Origin of the sequence: Peptoniphilus sp. oral taxon 836 str. F0141 (genome assembly GCF_000179335.1) — a bacterium.
Classification (GTDB): domain Bacteria; phylum Bacillota; class Clostridia; order Tissierellales; family Peptoniphilaceae; genus Peptoniphilus_A; species Peptoniphilus_A lacrimalis.
The window spans coordinates 24,508-43,345 of sequence record NZ_AEAA01000141.1; the positions used below are offsets into that span (position 1 = coordinate 24,508).

General features: G+C 36.6%; 8 protein-coding genes. All 8 read left to right on the forward strand.

Going from position 1 to position 18,838, the window contains the following annotated elements; all coding sequences use genetic code 11:
- A complete protein-coding gene (locus HMPREF9131_RS07700; RefSeq protein ID WP_007896228.1) occupies positions 1 to 390 on the forward strand; it encodes a PrgI family protein in 390 nt (129 codons plus the stop codon).
- Positions 302 to 2,731 (forward strand): VirB4-like conjugal transfer ATPase, CD1110 family, encoded by a 2,430-nt coding sequence (locus tag HMPREF9131_RS07705; protein ID WP_009346325.1) that lies wholly within the window; start codon positions 302 to 304, stop codon positions 2,729 to 2,731. Before HMPREF9131_RS07700 ends, HMPREF9131_RS07705 begins: the two co-directional genes overlap by 89 nt.
- Positions 2,732 to 2,735: 4 nt before the next feature.
- The gene (locus HMPREF9131_RS07710) at positions 2,736 to 4,868 is read left to right on the forward strand and encodes a CHAP domain-containing protein (RefSeq protein ID WP_009346274.1); all 2,133 of its coding nucleotides are present in this window, start codon (positions 2,736 to 2,738) and stop codon (positions 4,866 to 4,868) included.
- Positions 4,869 to 4,880: 12 nt separating this feature from the next.
- Positions 4,881 to 5,117: a hypothetical protein gene (locus HMPREF9131_RS07715; RefSeq protein ID WP_000711923.1), complete on the forward strand. Its 237-nt coding sequence runs from the start codon at positions 4,881 to 4,883 to the stop codon at positions 5,115 to 5,117.
- A complete protein-coding gene (locus tag HMPREF9131_RS07720; RefSeq protein WP_009346316.1) occupies positions 5,095 to 7,284 on the forward strand; it encodes a CD1107 family mobile element protein in 2,190 nt (729 codons plus the stop codon). Before HMPREF9131_RS07715 ends, HMPREF9131_RS07720 begins: the two co-directional genes overlap by 23 nt.
- 97 nt (positions 7,285 to 7,381) lie before the next feature.
- Positions 7,382 to 9,088: a DNA topoisomerase 3 gene (locus HMPREF9131_RS07725; protein WP_009346275.1), complete on the forward strand. Its 1,707-nt coding sequence runs from the start codon at positions 7,382 to 7,384 to the stop codon at positions 9,086 to 9,088.
- Positions 9,089 to 9,172: 84 nt separating this feature from the next.
- Positions 9,173 to 9,976, forward strand: coding sequence for a KilA-N domain-containing protein (locus tag HMPREF9131_RS07730; RefSeq protein ID WP_002843620.1), 804 nt, complete (start codon positions 9,173 to 9,175; stop codon positions 9,974 to 9,976).
- Between the two features lie 82 nt (positions 9,977 to 10,058).
- Positions 10,059 to 18,812: a helicase-related protein gene (locus HMPREF9131_RS07735; RefSeq protein ID WP_036744535.1), complete on the forward strand. Its 8,754-nt coding sequence runs from the start codon at positions 10,059 to 10,061 to the stop codon at positions 18,810 to 18,812.
- Positions 18,813 to 18,838 lie beyond the last annotated feature (26 nt).

Below are 18,838 nucleotides of genomic sequence, written 5' to 3' on the forward strand. Positions count from 1 at the left end.
ATGGCGTATGTACCTATCCCAAAAGACTTAAAGAAGGTAAAAACAAAGGTTGCATTCAACTTGACCAAAAGACAACTGATAGGTTTTACGATTGCAGGAATGATTGGAATACCAATCTATTTATTTATGCGAAAGGTAGTTCCAAATGATATAGCAGTCATCTTTCTCATTGTGTCCACTCTCCCTATATTTTTCATCACTCTTTTTGAAAAGGACGGACTTAGCTTTGAGAAATACTTTAAGTATGTTTACCTTCATAAATTTTATCAGCCACAAAAAAGAGTGAGAAAGGAGGTTTACCTTGAAAGACAAAAGAAAGATTCAGCAGCTAAAGTTAGAACAAAACCAAAAGAAGTTAAGAAGTCAAAAACAGGACTTAAAGCAAAATAAAGGAAAGTCTAAAAAAGATAGGGGCGGATTACTTGACCTTATCTTTAGGAAAGAACCGAAAAGATACACTGTTGAAGATACCATTCCCTACCTTAGACTTTTAAAAAGCGGGATATGTCAGATTGATGAAAAGCATTTTAATAAGAGTATCGCCTTTGAGGATATAAACTATCAGCTTGCCTTAGAAGAAGATAGGGATTTGATTTTTAATCAGTTTGCAAACTTTCTTAATTCCTTTGATCCAAGTATTAGCATCGAATTTTCATATATCAATCAGCTTGGCAGAAATGAAGAAATGAAATCAGCCATTCAAATACCGGATAAAAAGGACGGGTTTGACGATATACGCCTTGAGTTTAGGGAGATGCTTAAAAGTCAGATTGTAAAGGGAAATAACGGACTGAAAAAATCAAAGTATGTAACCTTTACGGTGGAAGCGGATAATTTAGAGCAGGCAACATCAAAACTGGAAAGACTGGAGATAGATATATTATCGAGTCTTAAAAGTATGGGAGTAAGAGCGGAAAGCCTGAACGGAGAGGAAAGGCTAAAGATTCTTCACGATGTGTTAAATCCTAATAAGACCTTTGAATTTTCATATAAGAACTTAAAGAAAAAGGAAAGCACAAAGACATACATTGCTCCTGATGAATTTAACTTTACACCGTCAAGGTATTTTAAGTTTGGAAAGTTTATCGGAGCAGCAAGTCATTTTCAAATCCTTGCAAGTGAGCTTTCAGACCGTATGCTTGCCGAGTTTTTGGATATAGACGATAACATCAATATCTCTTTTCACATCAAGGCAATCGAGCAGTCAGAAGCCATCAAGATGGTAAAAAGGAAAAATACTGATATTGACAAGATGAAGATTGAGGAAAATAAAAAGGCTGTAAGGTCGGGATATGATATGGACATTCTTCCAAGTGATTTAATTACCTATGGAGAAGATGTAAAAAGCCTTTTAAAAGACCTCCAGACAAGAGATGAGCGTATGTTTGTCGTAACCATCATCTTTATGAACTTTGCAAGGACAATTCAAAAGCTGGATAATACCATTTCTCAAATCAGCTCCATTGCCAATAAGCATAATTGCAAGTTAAAAAGACTTGATCACTCACAAGAGCAGGGCTTAATCAGTGTACTTCCACTTGGGGTAAATAAGATTGAAATTGACAGAGGACTAACCTCATCATCTACGGCAGTCTTTATGCCTTTTACTACAGAGGAGCTTTTCATAAATTCGGCGAACAGTTTGTATTATGGACTAAATGCCCTAAGTCATAACTTGATTATGGCAGATAGAAAGAAACTGAAAAATCCAAACGGTCTAATTCTCGGAACTCCGGGAAGTGGTAAGTCCTTTAGTGCAAAAAGAGAAATGGCAAATGCCATTCTTACAACCGATGATGATGTGATTATCTGCGATCCGGAAGGCGAGTACGGAAACCTTGTGCGTCAGTTTAAAGGAGAAGTCATAAAGGTTAGCAGTAAGTCAAAAGACTATCTAAATCCCCTTGACATCAATATGAACTATGGCGATGGGGACGCACCGCTGAAAGATAAAGCAAACTTCATTATGTCAATGCTTGAATTAGTAGTTGGTGGTAGCGGTCTTACAGCAGAAGAAAAGTCGGTTATAGACAGATGCCTTCCTAAGATTTATGAAAAGTATTTTGAAAATCCAAAGCCTTGTAATATGCCCATTCTTCAAAACCTATATGATATGTTAAAAAATCAGGAAGAAAAAGTCGGGAAAAAACTGGCAACGGAAATGGAGATTTATGTAACAGGTTCTCTTAATGTATTTAACCATCAGTCCAATGTGGACTTAAATAAGCAGCTTCTTTGTTTTGACATTAAGGAGTTAGGCTCGCAGCTTAAAAAAATTGGAATGCTCGTTATTCAGGATCAGGTATGGAATAAGGTATCGCAAAACAGAGGGAATAAGGCTACAAGGTACTATATCGACGAGTTTCACTTGCTTTTAAAAGACGAGCAGACAGCTTCTTATTCCGTAGAAATTTGGAAAAGATTTCGTAAGTGGGGAGGAATCCCGACAGGTATTACACAAAATGTCAAAGACCTACTGATGAGTAAGGAGATAGAAAATATCTTTGATAATACGGACTTTGTGCTAATGCTTAATCAGGCTTCAGGCGATAGAGAAATTTTAGCAAGGAAACTTAAAATCTCACAGCCACAGCTAAAATATGTAACCAATTCCAATGCAGGAGAAGGACTTTTGTTTTTTGGAAATACTATTGTTCCTTTCCTTGATAAGTTCCCGAAAGACACAATCCTTTATCAGAAGATGACAACTAAGCCTGAAGAAGTGAGGTAGGCTTATGGGGCAGAAACTGAAAAGGGACTTTAAGGAAAGGCAAAGGGCAAGGATAGAAAAGGAAACATTGCAAAGTAATGGCAGCATAGAGCCTGAAGAAAATAAACTAAAGCATAATGATGATTACAGAGGGAAAATCGTCCATGACAAAGACAGATTTCAAGATAAGGTGCATGAAAAGGTCAGTAAGAGAAGTGCAGAAACTGAAATAAACGGAAAAACTTCTAAAAGAAATGCAAGGTATAGAAGTCCTGAAACAGGAAGTGTAAGTCAGGAAGAAATCGGGAAAGCGGATTATGATACTGAGGTTAAGGATGGAAAAATCTATGATCCTTTAGGAAAAGACCTTGATAATGACGGAATCGTAGACAGATATGACAATGACTTTAGGGATAGCGACTATTTTGAGTCAACCTACGATGTCGAAGATAATCTTCATCGCAAAGTGGAAGATACAAACAGCTTTTCAAAAAGCCAAAAGGCTCAAAAGAAAAATTATAAGAGAAAAAACTATTCTGATAAGCTCTATACCAGAAAAAAGGATAAAGAAGCCAAAGAGGAAAAGGCGGATAGTAAAAAAAGCGGAAAAGAAGCCATTCTGGATAGAGAAAAGAAAAACAGGCTTTCTAAAGAACAGGAAAGAACTTTTAGGGACAAGGCTTCTAAGGTGTCCGCTTTATCAGGACTTGCTAAAGGAAGTGAAACCGTAAGAGATTACTTATCACATGGAAGTGATGAAAATCAAGGGGTAGAGGCAGGAGAAAAAACAGCCGATACAAGCTCAAAACTCATTCATGGCATTAAGAACTATTCGGATAAGAAAAGAGCAAAAAAAGGATATGACCTTACGAATAAGGACTATAAAATCAGAAAGCGAAAATCCAAGTTAGAGTTTCGAGATGCCAAAGAGGAGCTGAAAAAGACACAGGAGTATCAAAAAGCAAATAACTTTAAGCGATTTCAAAAGCGAAAGCAGATGAAAGATTCCATTAAAAGGCAGAACAAGTCAAGGCTTAGAGATCGCATTAAGGAAGGGCTTATCGGAAGTCTTAAAAGTTCAAAGGAAGTTATATTAAGAAAAGCAAAGGGACTTATGATTATTTTCATAGGTCTTATTATTTTGGGAACTTTCTTTATCAACTTTGCAGGGACAGGAATGACAGGCTTTATGAACTCCACAAGTTCTGTTCTTACAACAAGCTATTTGTCAAAGCCAAATGTCCTAAATGAAATCAATCAGAACTTTTCCGCTATGGAAAGTGAGCTTCAAAACGAGGTTGATCATGTCAAAGAGAATTATCCCGGATATGACGAGTACATCCTAAATAACACAGAGTACATCGGGCATAATGTCCATGAGCTTTTATCCTACATTACATCAAGGTGCGGAGAAGTAAAGAATGTATCGGAAGTAAGCTCCGTATTAAATGAGCTTTTTAAGTCCATGTATGACCTTGAGTATAAGGAAGAAGTGGAAATCAGATATAGGACAGTTACAGAAACTTATACCGATGAAGATGGAAATGAATATACCGAAAGCCATGAAGAACCTTACGAGTACAAGAAACTCATTGTAACCCTTCATAAAAGGGAAATGGACAGTATCATCAGAGAAGTCTTTGCAAACTATCCTGACAATCTAAAGCACTATGAAGCCTTATTCCTTGCTCAAGGCAATATGGGAGAAGCCTTTGGTAATAGCGACCTTATTGCTTCCAATGGAGGTATCGGAGGCGGAAAAGAGTATGAAGCTTCTACGGAAGTTCAAAAGAAAATTGTAAATGCTGCATACATTACGCCATCTCCGGGTGCAGGCTGGTGTGCCATGTGGGTATCGCAGGTCTATCAAAATGCAGGACTTGGATATATTGGCGGAAATGCCTGCGATATGTACCGAAACTACACCTTTACATCAGACAGGTCAAAACTCAAGGTGGGAATGCTTGTAGCGGTGGAAAGCAGTAGTAGTGGAAGTACAGCAGGACTTACCTATGGTCATGTAGGCATTTATATAGGCGATGGCAAGGTAATAGATAATATCGGGAGAATCAGAGTAACTACCTTAGATGATTGGATAGCAACTTTCTGTCAGCATCATCCAGTAGGCTTCGGCTTTCCGCCAAATGTAAACAGATAAGGAGGACACAATTTGAAAAAAGAACTGACAGCAGTAAAAAACAGAATAAAGAAGTTAAAGGATAAAAAGGCTCTGATTGATGAAGAATTGGAGCCTTTGTTCATTCGTGAGGAAGAACTTGAAAACGAAGAAATTATTGCCATTTGCAGAAAGAACAACATTACAATCAGTGATTTAATGGCAAAAGTAAACAGAGAAAAAGCAGAAGTGAAAAAGGAGAAAACAAATGAAAACCAGTTTGAAAAATAAAAGAATTACAGCTATTGTTGTAGCTTTTACCCTGTTAATGGGTGGAGTTTTAGGGGTATTAAAAGTTGGTGCAAAGACAGTATTTGCGTCAAATGAACCGCCTGAAAAATATGAAACATATTATGAACTGAAATTTGAGGATCATACTTCAGATGACACCTTTAGAGGATTTTATTATGTCGGAAAAGAAAATAAAGAAGGTCAGCCATTGAACTTTAAATTTTCCTTATCAAAATCCTTTGAAGAAAAGGGAGGTGTAGTTGTCGATAAGTATAATGAAACCTTTACCAATGAGAATATGGACAAAGAAAATCAGTTAGATGATCTAAGATACATGACAAAGAAAACATATCCATATTATCGAATTCACAATGTAGGGACAGGTGCTTTTACAAGTATCGTTTCTCCAAGAGATAAAGATAATTACTATATTGGAGATATTACAGAAAATGCGGAAGAGCGAACCGTAAAAGGAAAGAAAGCAAATGTCATTGTCTATACCTGCCCTGTTTTACAGTTAAATAGAAAAATTGAGAAAGTAACAGTTGACTATGAGGGAGAGCTTAAAGAGGAAACAAAGAACGCTATTATTGGCAGAGTAAAGGAAGCAAATCCCAATATCAACAATGTAAAAGAAATCAAGGTTGTTAAGGACAAGTTGATTATTGAAACATGGAACAGATTTCATACCGGTGTCCCATATCTTGAATTACCTTTAGAGGATTTATATAAGAGGGTAGCGAATGCGTCAGCTCAAACAGACAATAAGGATACAAAGAATCAGGAAAGTCAGACAAAAAGTGAAGTAAAGGTCAAATATCAATATCAGGATGGAAAGGTATATAAGGAGTATTCAGCTTTCTTTGACAAAAATCAGGTGATTGACGCTTCTGATCTTGAAATGCTTCCTGATAACATGAGCTTTAATGACGATTTTGTAAACTACACAGTAAAAGGTGATGGAAGCGATAGTATTATCCGAATTGTAAAAAAGTTAGAAAGTAATGCTCAGACGCAGACAGAAAAGCCAAAAACAGAAGATAAGGGAACTCAAACAGAGCTTAGCAAAGATGATATTTCAAAAATGGAAAAGGAATCTAAGGAACTTCAGGAAAAACTTGATAAGCTAAGTCAGGAGATTAAGGACAAGGATAAATTAAGCGACAAGCAAAAGGAGAAAATCAAAGACCTTGAGGAAAAAATAGATAAGCTGAAGGAAAAACTTGAAAAGAGAAAAGACGATAAGGACTTATCGGCGGATATGAAAAAGGAGATTGAGAAGCTAACTGAGAAAATTAAGGAGCTTGAGAAAAAGACGAATGAGGTTGGCAAGGCTACAGTTACGCATAATCCTACTGTAACACCAATCAGCCCTATCTCTGGAATGAAAACAGGAACAGGAAACTTTCCTCAAACATCTGTAAGTGATACGGGTAAAGGCTCATCATCACAGGATAATACAGGAAAGATTACAAAGGACACAAATGTTGACAAGACCGATGAAAAAGAAAAAGAAGTTCGTTATCCCAATAAGCTGACACCGAAACAGCCTGCCAATAACAGCAGTCAGGATTCCTCTATGGATGGTTCAAGTAAGAATGTAAATACCAATAAAGGAGTTGCTTCTGCTCCATCAAAGGCACGAGGAACTGTTACGGAAAATAAGGATAATGCGAACAAGGATTATCCAATTCACCATAATGACAGTAAAGATAATAAAGAAACGGATAAATATTCTGCTGATGCAAGACAGTTTGTTACCTTTACTACTAAGAATGGCAAGACCTTTCATTTAATCATCAATCACGATGAGGATAGCGAGAATGTCATGCTCCTAACAGAAGTATCAGAAGATGATCTTCTCAATATGGTTGAAAAGAAAGAAGCTCCGAAACAGGAAATTAAAAAGGAAGAACCTGAAAAAGAAGAACCTAAGCCAGTAAAAAAAGAAGAAAGCAGCAATATGGGAACTTACTTAATTCTCATTCTTGTAGTAGCAGGAGCATTAGGGGCAGGATATTATTTCAAGGTCATTAAGAAAAAAGAAGATAAGGAGCTTGAAGGCTTTGAGGAGGAAGATGATGATTTCTTTTCGGAGGAAGAAGAAAGTGAAAATGAAGTAGATGAAGCAGAAACAGAAGATAAACAGGCTGATGAGGTAGAATGAGTTTGCACCCAAAACTATACAATATTTGGTGCAAAACACAGGGCGAGAGAGTAAAATCTTTCGCCCTTTTATATTGAAAACAGGAGGAAAAATATAGATGAAACTTGTAATTGCTGAAAAGCCAAGTGTTGCAATTTCTATTGCAAAAGTAATTGGAGCTACAAAAAAGAAAGACGGATATTATGAAGGAAACGGATACAAGGTAAGCTGGTGTGTTGGACATTTAATTCAAATGGCAAATCCTGATAGTTATGATGAAAAATATGCGAAGTGGAATATGGCTGATTTACCGATTATTCCAAAGGAATATAAGTATGAGATTGCAAAGTCTACAAAGAAACAATTTACGATTCTTAAAAAGCTAATGAATGATAAGGACATAGATATTGTGATAAATGCCTGCGATGCAGGGCGTGAAGGAGAAGCCATCTTTAGGCTTGTATATAATCAGGCAAATTGTAAAAAGCAGATGAAACGCTTTTGGATTTCATCAATGGAAGATAGTGCAATTAAAGAGGGCTTTGATAACCTAAAAGATGGAAGTTTTTACGATAATCTATTTGAATCATCACAAGCAAGGGCAATAGCAGATTGGCTTGTGGGAATGAATTTAAGCAGACTGTATTCGTGCCTATATAAACAGAGTTATTCTGTTGGGAGGGTACAAACACCAACTCTTGCAATGATTGTAAATAGAGATGATGAGATAGCAAATTTTAAGAAAGAAAAATATTATACAGTGGAATTAAGCCTTAATGGCTTTACACTATCAACAGATAGAATTGATGATGAAATAACAGCGGAACAGCTCTTAAATTTAGTAGGCGATAAGATAGAAATTACCGATGTTATTCAAAAGGAAAAGATAACAAAGCCTGAGCTGCCATTTGACCTGACAACGCTTCAAAGAGAGTGCAATAAATATTTTGGATACTCAGCTAAGCAGACATTTGATTATGCTCAAAGTCTTTACGAAAAGAAACTGATTACCTATCCGAGAACAGACAGCAGATGCTTAACGGAAGATATGATTACAAGTACCATCAATCATATCTTAGGAAAGAATGACTTTGATACGGGTCGTATTAAGACGGTATTTAACTCTAAAAAGGTTACAGATCATCATGCGATTATCCCGACAATCAGTTCCTTAAAAGAAGATGTTTCAGAACTTCCTTTAAGTGAAGCTAAAGTTTACTTCCTTATATCCGATAAATTCCACACAAGTGTGGGCTATCCTTTAGTGGAAAACACAAGGAAGATTGTAGCTGAATTTGACGGTTTTGAATTTACAAGCTCCGGCAAGACAATTAAAGATGAAGGCTTTACAAAATATCTTAAAGAATACAAGTCTAAGAAAAATGAAGATATGGCACTTCCTGATGTGAACATTGGTGATGTATTGAGCATTGAAAACAAGGAAATAAAAGAAAAGTATACAACATCACCTAAACACTTTACTGAAGATACTCTTCTTAAATCTATGGAGCTTGCAGGAAATGATGCACTTGAAAAAGGAGTAGAGGTTGAGCGAAAAGGACTTGGAACACCTGCAACAAGAGCAGGGATTATTGAAAATTTGATTTTCAAGGGATTTGTAGAAAGAGATAAAAAGAACCTTATTGCTACACATAAAGGAATCAGCCTTGTAACGATTGTAGCCGATACTTTTAAATCAGCAGAAACAACAGCAAAGTGGGAAATGGAGTTATCGGATATTGCACAGGGGCAATCTTCAAAGGAAAATTTTTTAGAAGCGATTGAAAATGAGATAAAAGAAGTGGTTTCCACTTATACCAAGTAAGATGCCACTAATTTCAAGGTGGAAAAAATGCCCTAAAAATGCTATAATATAAGGTAATCAATTTAATGATTGAGAGGTGATTATGTGTCTAAAATAAATGTTGAAGGTTCAGAAATCAGCATTATTGCCATAGATAATAGGGACTACATTTCTTTGACAGATATGGTTAGAAATATTGAGAACGGCTCTGCTTTAATAGAAAAATGGCTTAGAAACAAGAATACAATAGAGTTTTTAGGTATTTGGGAAGAAATGTATAATACAAATTTTAATTCCCCCGAATTCGAGGGAATTAAAAATGAAGCAGGATTTAACCGATTTATTTTATCTGTTAAGCAGTGGGTAGAAAAAACGAATTCTATCGGTATAGTTGCGAGAGCAGGAAGATATGGCGGAACTTATGCTCACAAAGATATAGCATTTGAGTTTGCTTCTTGGGTATCTCCATACTTTAAATTGTATTTGATTAAAGAATTTGAACGCCTAAAGGAAGAAGAACAAAAGAAGTTAGGCTGGGATATAAAAAGGAATTTGGCAAAAATCAATTATAGGATTCATACAGATGCCATTAAAAATAAACTTGTACCTGAAAAACTTTCAAAAGAAAAAATTAACTTTATTTATGCAAGTGAGGCAGATATTCTTAATGTTTCTTTGTTTGGAATAACAGCGAAAGAATGGCGTGATGAAAATCCGGATTTGAAAGGAAATATTAGAGATTATGCAGATATATCGCAGCTTGTATGCCTTTCTAATCTTGAAAATCTTAATGCGGTATTTATAAATGAGGGCATGAGTCAATCTGAAAGACTGGAAAAACTAAATTCAATAGCAATTGAACAGATGAAGATATTATCCGAGAGTGAATCAATTAAAAAGCTGAAATAGGATGATAATGCAATATTATTACAAAGGTGATTAGAGTAAAATCTAACCGCCTTTTTTATTTGTAAAAAAGAAGGAGGTAAACATGCGAATAAATGATTTTCATAACATTTTGGAACTAATAAAACAAGATGTTCTGCAGAGTGAAGCAGAATATCTGAAGCTCTTAAAGGTTGTCGGAAACAATCAGAAATATGATTTTAGAAGTCAGTTAAGTATTTATGATAAAAATCCTGAAGCGACAGCTTGTGCCAAGTTTGATTACTGGAGGGAACGCTTCGGAAGAACCGTTATGCGAGGTCAAAAGGGTATTCCCATTTTAGAGGACTACGGCACATACAAAAAGGTGGACTATATCTTTGATATTAGTCAGACAGTTTCCAAAAACAGAGATGTCAATGAGGTAAATCTTTGGAGATTTGATAAAGAAGCTCATAGAGATGTATTAAAAGAAATGATAAAAGCTGAAGGGTATGAAGAAAGTGAAAACACCTTAGAAAATATCTTTTCTTTAAGTAGGCTCTACGGAGATGAAAAGATAGATAGCCTTATGAATGAGCTTAGAATATCTGATGAGGACAGAATATCCTTTACCAAGTTTGCAAGGGACTCAGTGAGCTATGCAGTAGCTTCAAGATTTAAGTTAGACTATCCTATGGATAAGGAGCTGTTAAAGGAAAACTTTGCAATGCTTGACAGCATTTCTCTTATGAGCCTTGGAGAAACGGTATCGGACATTAGCGGAACAGTCATTGATGCAACCATTCAAAAAAGCAAAGAGTTAGAGCTTCAAAAAGAAGTTTTAAGAGGTAAAGAAGCAGGATATAATAGAATAAAAGAAAAATTAGAGGAGGTAGAAGAAAATGTACTTCGACGAGATGATCAGGAAAGAATTAGTGAAAACGAGCGAATTTTCCGAAATGGAGAGTACGGACGAGATAATAGAGAAAATCAAAGAGAATACACTGAATCAGTTGGAGGAAGAGATGGACTTTATGAGGGAATATCCGAATCCGACATACGCAGTGATGAGACTGGATTATCTTTCAAACAGCGAGGAGCAGAGCAACTTCGAGATGTTAGTGGATCTATACAAGGAGAAGAAACTGATAGGGCACCTGATGGATACTCAGAAACAGGCGATAGAATTTATGCGAGCAGAGAAGCCGAAACTGATGATGGCTTGGAAGATAGAGGACGAGAGCCATCCGCAGTACAAAGCGATGATTTCAGCCCTCAAAGAAATGACAATCAAGGAGATAGTGGAAATCTAAAAGAAAATACGGATAAAGAGATAAGAGAAGCTGACAAGGCTTCTTTTTCTTTACCCGAAAACAGATCAGGACAGATTAAACTTACAATACCTCTTACTCAAAATGATATTGACAGTATTCTTGTAAACGGTGGAAACCATGAGGGCGAAAGACTTCCTATCATTGCTGAATTTTCCAAAGGGAAAACAGTAGAAGAATTAGGAGAATACCTTAAAGATACCTTTAGAGGCGGAAATGGAATATATATTGATGAAAGAGAGGTATCTTCCTGGTATTCGGATAAAGGCGTTCATTTAGCTTATGGAACATCAGCAAGAGAAGATATGACGCAAATTTTAAGCTGGAGTGATGCTGCAAGAAGAATCAGTGAGCTTTTAGAAACAGGAGAGTTTGCTACAAATGTAGAGCTTTTAGAAGCACAGGACTATGAAAGAGATAGAGTTTCAGAATCGCTATGGTATCTATATCACGATTTAAGTGAAGAAGGGAAAGCACAAGGCTATTTTGACTTTATAGAAAGAGGTGGTGGCTTTCCGGAAGAAACAAAAATATTATCTGAGGCATTAAAAAATCCCCAATATCTGAAAGACACAATTAGGGAGTACAGCCGTTTTTTAGCAGGATACAAAGAAAACAAAGATGTACTAAGATTTCATTATCACAAGGTAGATAGCCTTTATCAAAAATTGCAGGAGCTTGAACTTCCGAGAAAGGAATATACCTCTTATCTTACCGAACTTCCAAAGGTACAAGGCTTTATTACTGAAGATGAAGTTCTTGCTACGATTTCAAGAGGAAGTGGAGTATCTCAAGGAAAAGAGCGAATTACTAAGTTTTTCAAAGAAAATCATACGCTTCAGGAAAAAGCGAATTTCTTAAAAGATGAGTATGGGATCGGAGGTCATTCTCATGCCGTTTCAGGAGCAAAGGGAAGTGATGAATGGCACGATGCAAAGGGACTTAAATTACAGAAGAATCATTGTAACGATGTATTTCTTACATGGTCAAATGTAGCAAAGCATATAGATGAGCTGCTTTCTAAAAATCTTTATCTTGAAGAAAAAAATATTGAAAGCAAGGTAGAGATAGAAGAACAAAAAGAGCCAAGTTATTACTCTAAAGATGATCCAAATAATCTAATGACTGATGAAATGCTTGAGAAAGTTCCTGAACTTTATGCACAAGAGGATGTCGCTTTAGCGGATAAACAGGTTCATGCAGCATACATTATTCCATTTAGAAGTAACTGGACTTGGTATATGACGGAATATGACAGGGAAAGTAAAGATGCTTTTGGACTTGTTTTAGGTATCGAACCTGAATGGGGATATTTTAATCTTGAGGAGTTAAAGGAATTAAATGCCCAAAGACTTGTTTTAGAGGATTTTCCAAAGACCTTTAGAGAACTTAAAGACAGTGAACTTAAAAAGCAGATGGATGAGCAGGAGCTTCATCATGTCTTTAACGGAGAACTTAGCTTTGAAGATAAAGTAGAGCTTGAAGCACCTGAAGAAACAGAAGAAGTTAGAAGGGCTGACACAGTTCAAGCTATCTTATTTGATTATCTAAAGGAAAGAGAAGAAGTAGAGCTTAATGAAAAAGAGGAAAGTTTTTCAGATGAGTTTGCAGTTAAAGAAGGCGATACCATCTATTTTAATCATGAGGAGTACAAAGTAAGAGAGATTTCCAAAAATCAAATCACAGGAAGAAATGATTTGTGGCTTGATCCTGTAAGGCAAGGTAATCATCAAATTCCGATTATATCCTTTACAGATGATGAGGATTTATTAAGACAAGTAAGTCTTGAAAGACCTGAATTTATCATCGGTGATGAAGTGAAGTACAAGGGAAAAGACTGTACCATCACAAGATTTGATGATATGGGAAATAACCTAAAGACAGTAACGGTTAAGGATAATATAGAGTATCTTGGAGGTATGATTACAGGCTCCGATGTAATTCCATATCGTCTGGAAAGCGACCTTGAGAGGGTATTTGAAAACCTGACATATAAACAGCCAGAGCAGACTACTGAAGAAACTCAAATAAGGAAAGCGGAAGCTCATAACTTTAAAATTACAGAAGAAACGCTCCCTGAAAAGCTATCTCCAAGCGAGAGATTAAACAATAACCTTGAAGCAGTTTCTATGCTTAACAGGGTGGAAAGCGGAGAACGAGAGCTTGATATTGCAGCTCAAGAAGTTTTAGCAAAATATGTAGGCTGGGGTGGATTATCTGAAGTCTTTGATGAAAGTAAGGATGGACAGTGGAAAGAGGCAAGAGCATTCTTAAAAGAAAATTTATCACTATCAGAATATGAAGCTGCAAGAGAATCTACCCTAACGAGCTTTTACACACCGAAAACTGTCATTGACGGAATATATAAGACGCTTTCCAGCATGGGATTTAAACAGGGAAATATCCTTGAACCGTCAATGGGAATCGGGAACTTTATCGGAAATCTACCTGATGAAATGAATAAGTCAAAGTTTTATGGCGTAGAGCTTGATTCGGTAAGCGGTCGTATTGGAAAACTTTTATACCCTGAAAGTGAAGTACAGGTAAAGGGACTGGAAGAAACTTCCTTTTCCAACAACTTCTTTGATGTTGCAATCGGAAATGTTCCCTTTGGGGAGTACAAGGTAAATGACAGGGAATATAACCGCAATAACTTCCTTATTCACGATTATTTCTTTGCCAAGTCCATTGATAAGGTAAGAAACGGCGGGGTTATCGCCTTTATTACATCTTCAGGGACAATGGATAAAAAAGACGAAAGTGTAAGACGCTATCTTGCAGCAAGAGCTGAATTTTTAGGAGCAATCAGGCTTCCAAATGATACCTTTAAGGGTGTTGCCGGCACAGAAGTAACTTCGGATATTATCTTCCTAAAGAAAAGAGATAGCGTACTTGAGCGAGATGAAGATTGGATACACCTTGCGGAAGATGAAAATGGACTTGTATATAACAAATACTTTGTCGATCATCCTGAGCAGGTGCTTGGTTCTATGCGTGAGGTAAGTGGTCGATTTGGAAAAACTCTAACATGTGAACCAATAGCCTTTTTAGGGCAAGAGAACAATATGGCTTCGTTAAAGGATCGTATCGAGATTGCGGGAGAAAGAATTTCAAAAGATGCCAAGTATGAAGAAATAGAGCTACTTGATGATGAAATAACTTCTATCCCTGCAACCGATGATGTAAAGAACTTCTCATACACCTTGATTGATGATGAAGTCTATTACAGAGAAAATTCACTCTTTATCAAAAAGGAAGTATCAGACAAGAATAAAGAAAAAATCAAGGATTACCTTGAGCTGAATGCTGCCTTAAAAGATGTGATTTACAAGCAGAAAGAAGATTTTAGCGAAGAAGAAATCAAGGCTTCACAGGAAAAACTAAATGAAGTCTATGATAACTTTTCAAAGAAGCATGGCTTTGTCAATAATTTAAGCAATACCAGAGCCTTGAAAGAAGATAGTAACTTCCCTCTTGTTTCCTCCATAGAAATCCTTGATGAAGAAGAAAATTTCAAGGCAAAGGGAGATATTTTCTCCAAAAGAACTATTACAAAGGCTAAAGTTATAGACCATGTGGATACTTCTTTAGAAGCCCTTGTCTTATCGGTGTCTGAAAAAGGATATGTGGACTTTGACTATATGGGAAGTCTTACAGGAAAAGACAGACCGACTTTAATTGAGGAGCTTCGAGGGGAAATCTACTTAAATATCAGAGAAGAACAAAACTTTTACAGACCACTTTCCTTTAACTTGGAGGATGGGGATTTACCTTTTGCTTGTGCAAATGGCAGCAACTCCTACAAATATGGCTATGTAACAAAGGATGAATATTTAAGTGGGAATATAAGGGATAAGATTGCCATAGTAGACAGTTACTTATCAAAGCTCAGACAAACGGAAAGAGAGCTTCCTCATCTTGGCTTTTCCGAGAATGGAAAAGAAAAAGAGCTGATAAGCTATGAAATGAACCGTTTGGAATACCAAAAAGCAGAGCTTACAAAAGTTCTTCCAAAGGAGCTTGAAGCAAGTGAAATCAATGTAAGGCTTGGTGCAACTTGGATACCGATTAAAGATATTGAGAAATTCATCTTTGAAACGCTTAAAACTCCGGGGTATGCCAAATGGGATATTAAGGTAAAATTTTCCAATCTTACAAGCGAATGGAATGTAGAAGGAAAAAGCAGGGACAGAGGAAATGACCTTGCTGAAATGACCTTTGGTACATCAAGGGTAAACGCCTATAAGCTGATTGAAGATGCCTTAAACCTTAAAGAAACAAAGGTATTTGACCAAATTGTAAATCCGGACGGCTCTAAAACTTCTGTCTTAAATAAAAAAGAAACCATGCTTGCAGGACAAAAGCAGGAGCTATTAAAAGAAGAATTTAAGAACTGGATATTTAACGATCAGGAAAGAAGAAGCCGTCTTGTAAAACTGTATAACGAGCGTTTTAACTCTATCCGTAACAGAGAATATGACGGAAGCAATCTTTCTTTTGAGGGAATGAATACGGAAATAGATTTAAGACCTCATCAAAGAAATGCCATAGCAAGAAGCCTTTATGGAGGAAATACCTTGCTTGCCCATGTGGTAGGCAGTGGAAAGACTTTTGAAATGGTGGCTTCTGCAATGGAAAGTAAAAGACTTGGAATGTGCAGTAAGTCCTTGTTTGTTGTCCCGAATCACCTAACAGGGCAAATCGGTCGAGAGTTTATGCAGCTCTATCCGTCAGCTAATATTATGGTGGCTGATAAGAAAGATTTTGAGCCGAAAAACAGAAAGAGATTTATCGGAAAGATTGCAACAGGGGAATATGATGCGGTTGTTATCGGACATACGCAGTTTGAAAAAATCCCGATGAGTAAGGAATATCAGGAAAAGCACATTCAAGATCAGATTGATGAAATCGTAAACTATGTAGAAGAATACAAGCATGACAGAAACCAGAATTTTACAGTAAAACAACTTGAAAAGACAAAGAAAAAACTGGAAACAAGGCTTGAGAAATTAAACGATGATTTTAAGAAAGACGATGTCATCACCTTTGAAGAATTAGGTGTAGATAAGCTCTTTATTGACGAGGCACATAATTACAAAAATCTCTACCTTTATACAAAAATGAGAAATGTTGCAGGTATCGGACAGTCAGAAGCCTTTAAGTCCTCTGATATGTTCATGAAATGCCGTTACATGGATGAAATGACAGGTGGGAAAGGCGTGGTCTTTGCCACAGGAACGCCTGTAAGTAACTCTATGACAGAGCTTTATACCATGCAGCGTTATCTTCAGTATGAAAGTCTAAAGAAAAACAACTTGGAGCATTTTGACTCTTGGGCTTCCACTTTTGGAGAAACGCAAAGCTCATTTGAATTATCTCCTGAAGGAACAGGATACAGGGTGAAAACGAGATTTTCAAAGTTCTATAACTTGCCTGAGCTTATGAGTATGTTTAAGGAAGTTGCAGATATTCAGACTGCGGATATGCTTAACCTTCCTACACCTGAAGCTAATTATGAAGTTATTAAAACAGAGCCTTCTGAAGAACAAAAGGAAATATTAAAGAGCCTTTCTAAAAGAGCAGATGATGTCAGAAATAGAGTTGTAGAGCCAGATGTTGATAATATGCTAAAGATTACCAATGACGGTAAGAAACTTGCATTAGATCAGCGTTTAATCAATCCTCTGCTTCCTGATAATCCTGATAGCAAGGTCAATGTATGCGTAAAGAATGTCTTTGCCATTTGGGATAAGACAAAAGAAAACAGGTCAACACAGCTACTTTTTTCTGATATGTCCACTCCAAAAGGAGATGGAGAATTTAACATCTATGATGATATTAGAGAAAAGCTCGTAGCTATGGGAATACCGAAAGAAGAAATCGCCTTTATCCATGAAGCAAATTCCGATAAGCAAAAGGATGAACTCTTTGCAAAGGTAAGAAAAGGCGAAGTTCGTATCTTAATGGGTTCAACACAGAAGATGGGAGCCGGAACGAATGTTCAAAACAAACTTATTGCTTTGCATGACCTCGATGTGCCATGGCGTCCTGCTGACCTTGAACAGCGTGCGGGTAGAATTGTAAGACAGGGGAACGAAAATGAGAAAGTAAATATCTATCGTTATGTTACAGAGAATACATTTGATGCTTATTTATGGCAGACGATAGAGAATAAGCAGAAATTTATTTCACAGATTATGACTTCAAAGACTCCTGTTCGTGTGGCGGAAGATGTGGACGAAAGCTCCCTTAACTATGCAGAGATTAAAGCTCTTGCCACAGGCGATCCTAAGATTAAGGAAAAGATGGACTTGGATAATGAGGTTACAAAACTTAAAATGCTGGAAGCAAACTATAAGTCTAACCGTTACAGATTAGAGGATAAGGTGGCGAAAAATTATCCTGAAGAAATCGCAAGAACGGAAAAGCTCATTGAAGCTGTCAAAAAAGATATCTCCAATGTAGAGCCTAAAGCAGAAGGAGAGGAAAAGTTTACTTCTATTACTATTTTAGGCGAGAAGATTATCGACAAGAAATTAGCCGGAGAAAAGCTACTTGAAGCTATTTATAAAGTGAAAATCAATGAAAGCAAGGTTATAGGTAAGTATAGAAACATGGATTTAGAGGTAAGTTACAACTTCTTCACTAATTCACATAACTTTAGCTTAAACGGTGCTGCAAAGCATTCGGGAGAGCTTGGAACAAGTGCTGACGGTAACATTACAAGACTGGATAACGCTCTTGAGAAAATGCCTGAAAAATTAAACATGCTTGAAGAAAAACTCATCAGCACAAAAGAACAACTGGAAAATGCCAAAGAGGAATTAAAAAAGCCTTTTGAAAAAGCTGATGAGCTGAAAACTAAGGTGTTAAGACTTGCAGAATTGAATAAGCTACTCGATATGGGAGAAGTGGAAGAAAAGAGAAATGATAATCCGCTTATAGAAGATGTAAAAAGGGCAATCATTGATTTCTGTAACAGGGAATATGAAGAAAATCATAGCTATGATGAATTTAATACCCTGTATCCTGACTTAAAACATATCGGTATCGCCTATACCAATACACCGGATGAAAGGCATGGTATTCAGTATGAGCTTGATTTAGAGGAGAAAACTTGGACGCAGTACATTGATGATACGCCTATCAAAACAGAGAGCTTTGATTATGAAAACAAGGGAGAGAATGAAGCTCTAAAGAATATGAAAAATGAAATAGAAATGTCCTCTTTTAACGATTTGGTTTATGTTGATTCAGAAGATTTAAGAGCAGCAACGGGACTTGACATTGATGATAAAGGTAACTTCTATGATCCACTTTCTAAAGATATTGATAATGATGGCATTCCTGACAGATATGACAATGACTTTAGGGATAGCGACTATTTTGAGTCAACCTACGATGTAGAGGACAATCTTCATAGCAAAGAAGAAACCGCACAAAAATCTGAGGATAAGCCATCTATCTTAGGACAGATAAGAGCCTATCAAAATGAAAGTAAAACAGAAGAAAAGCAAAAAACAAAAGAACAGGAATTTTTAAGATAGGGAGGGGAATCTCCCTTTTGCCATGA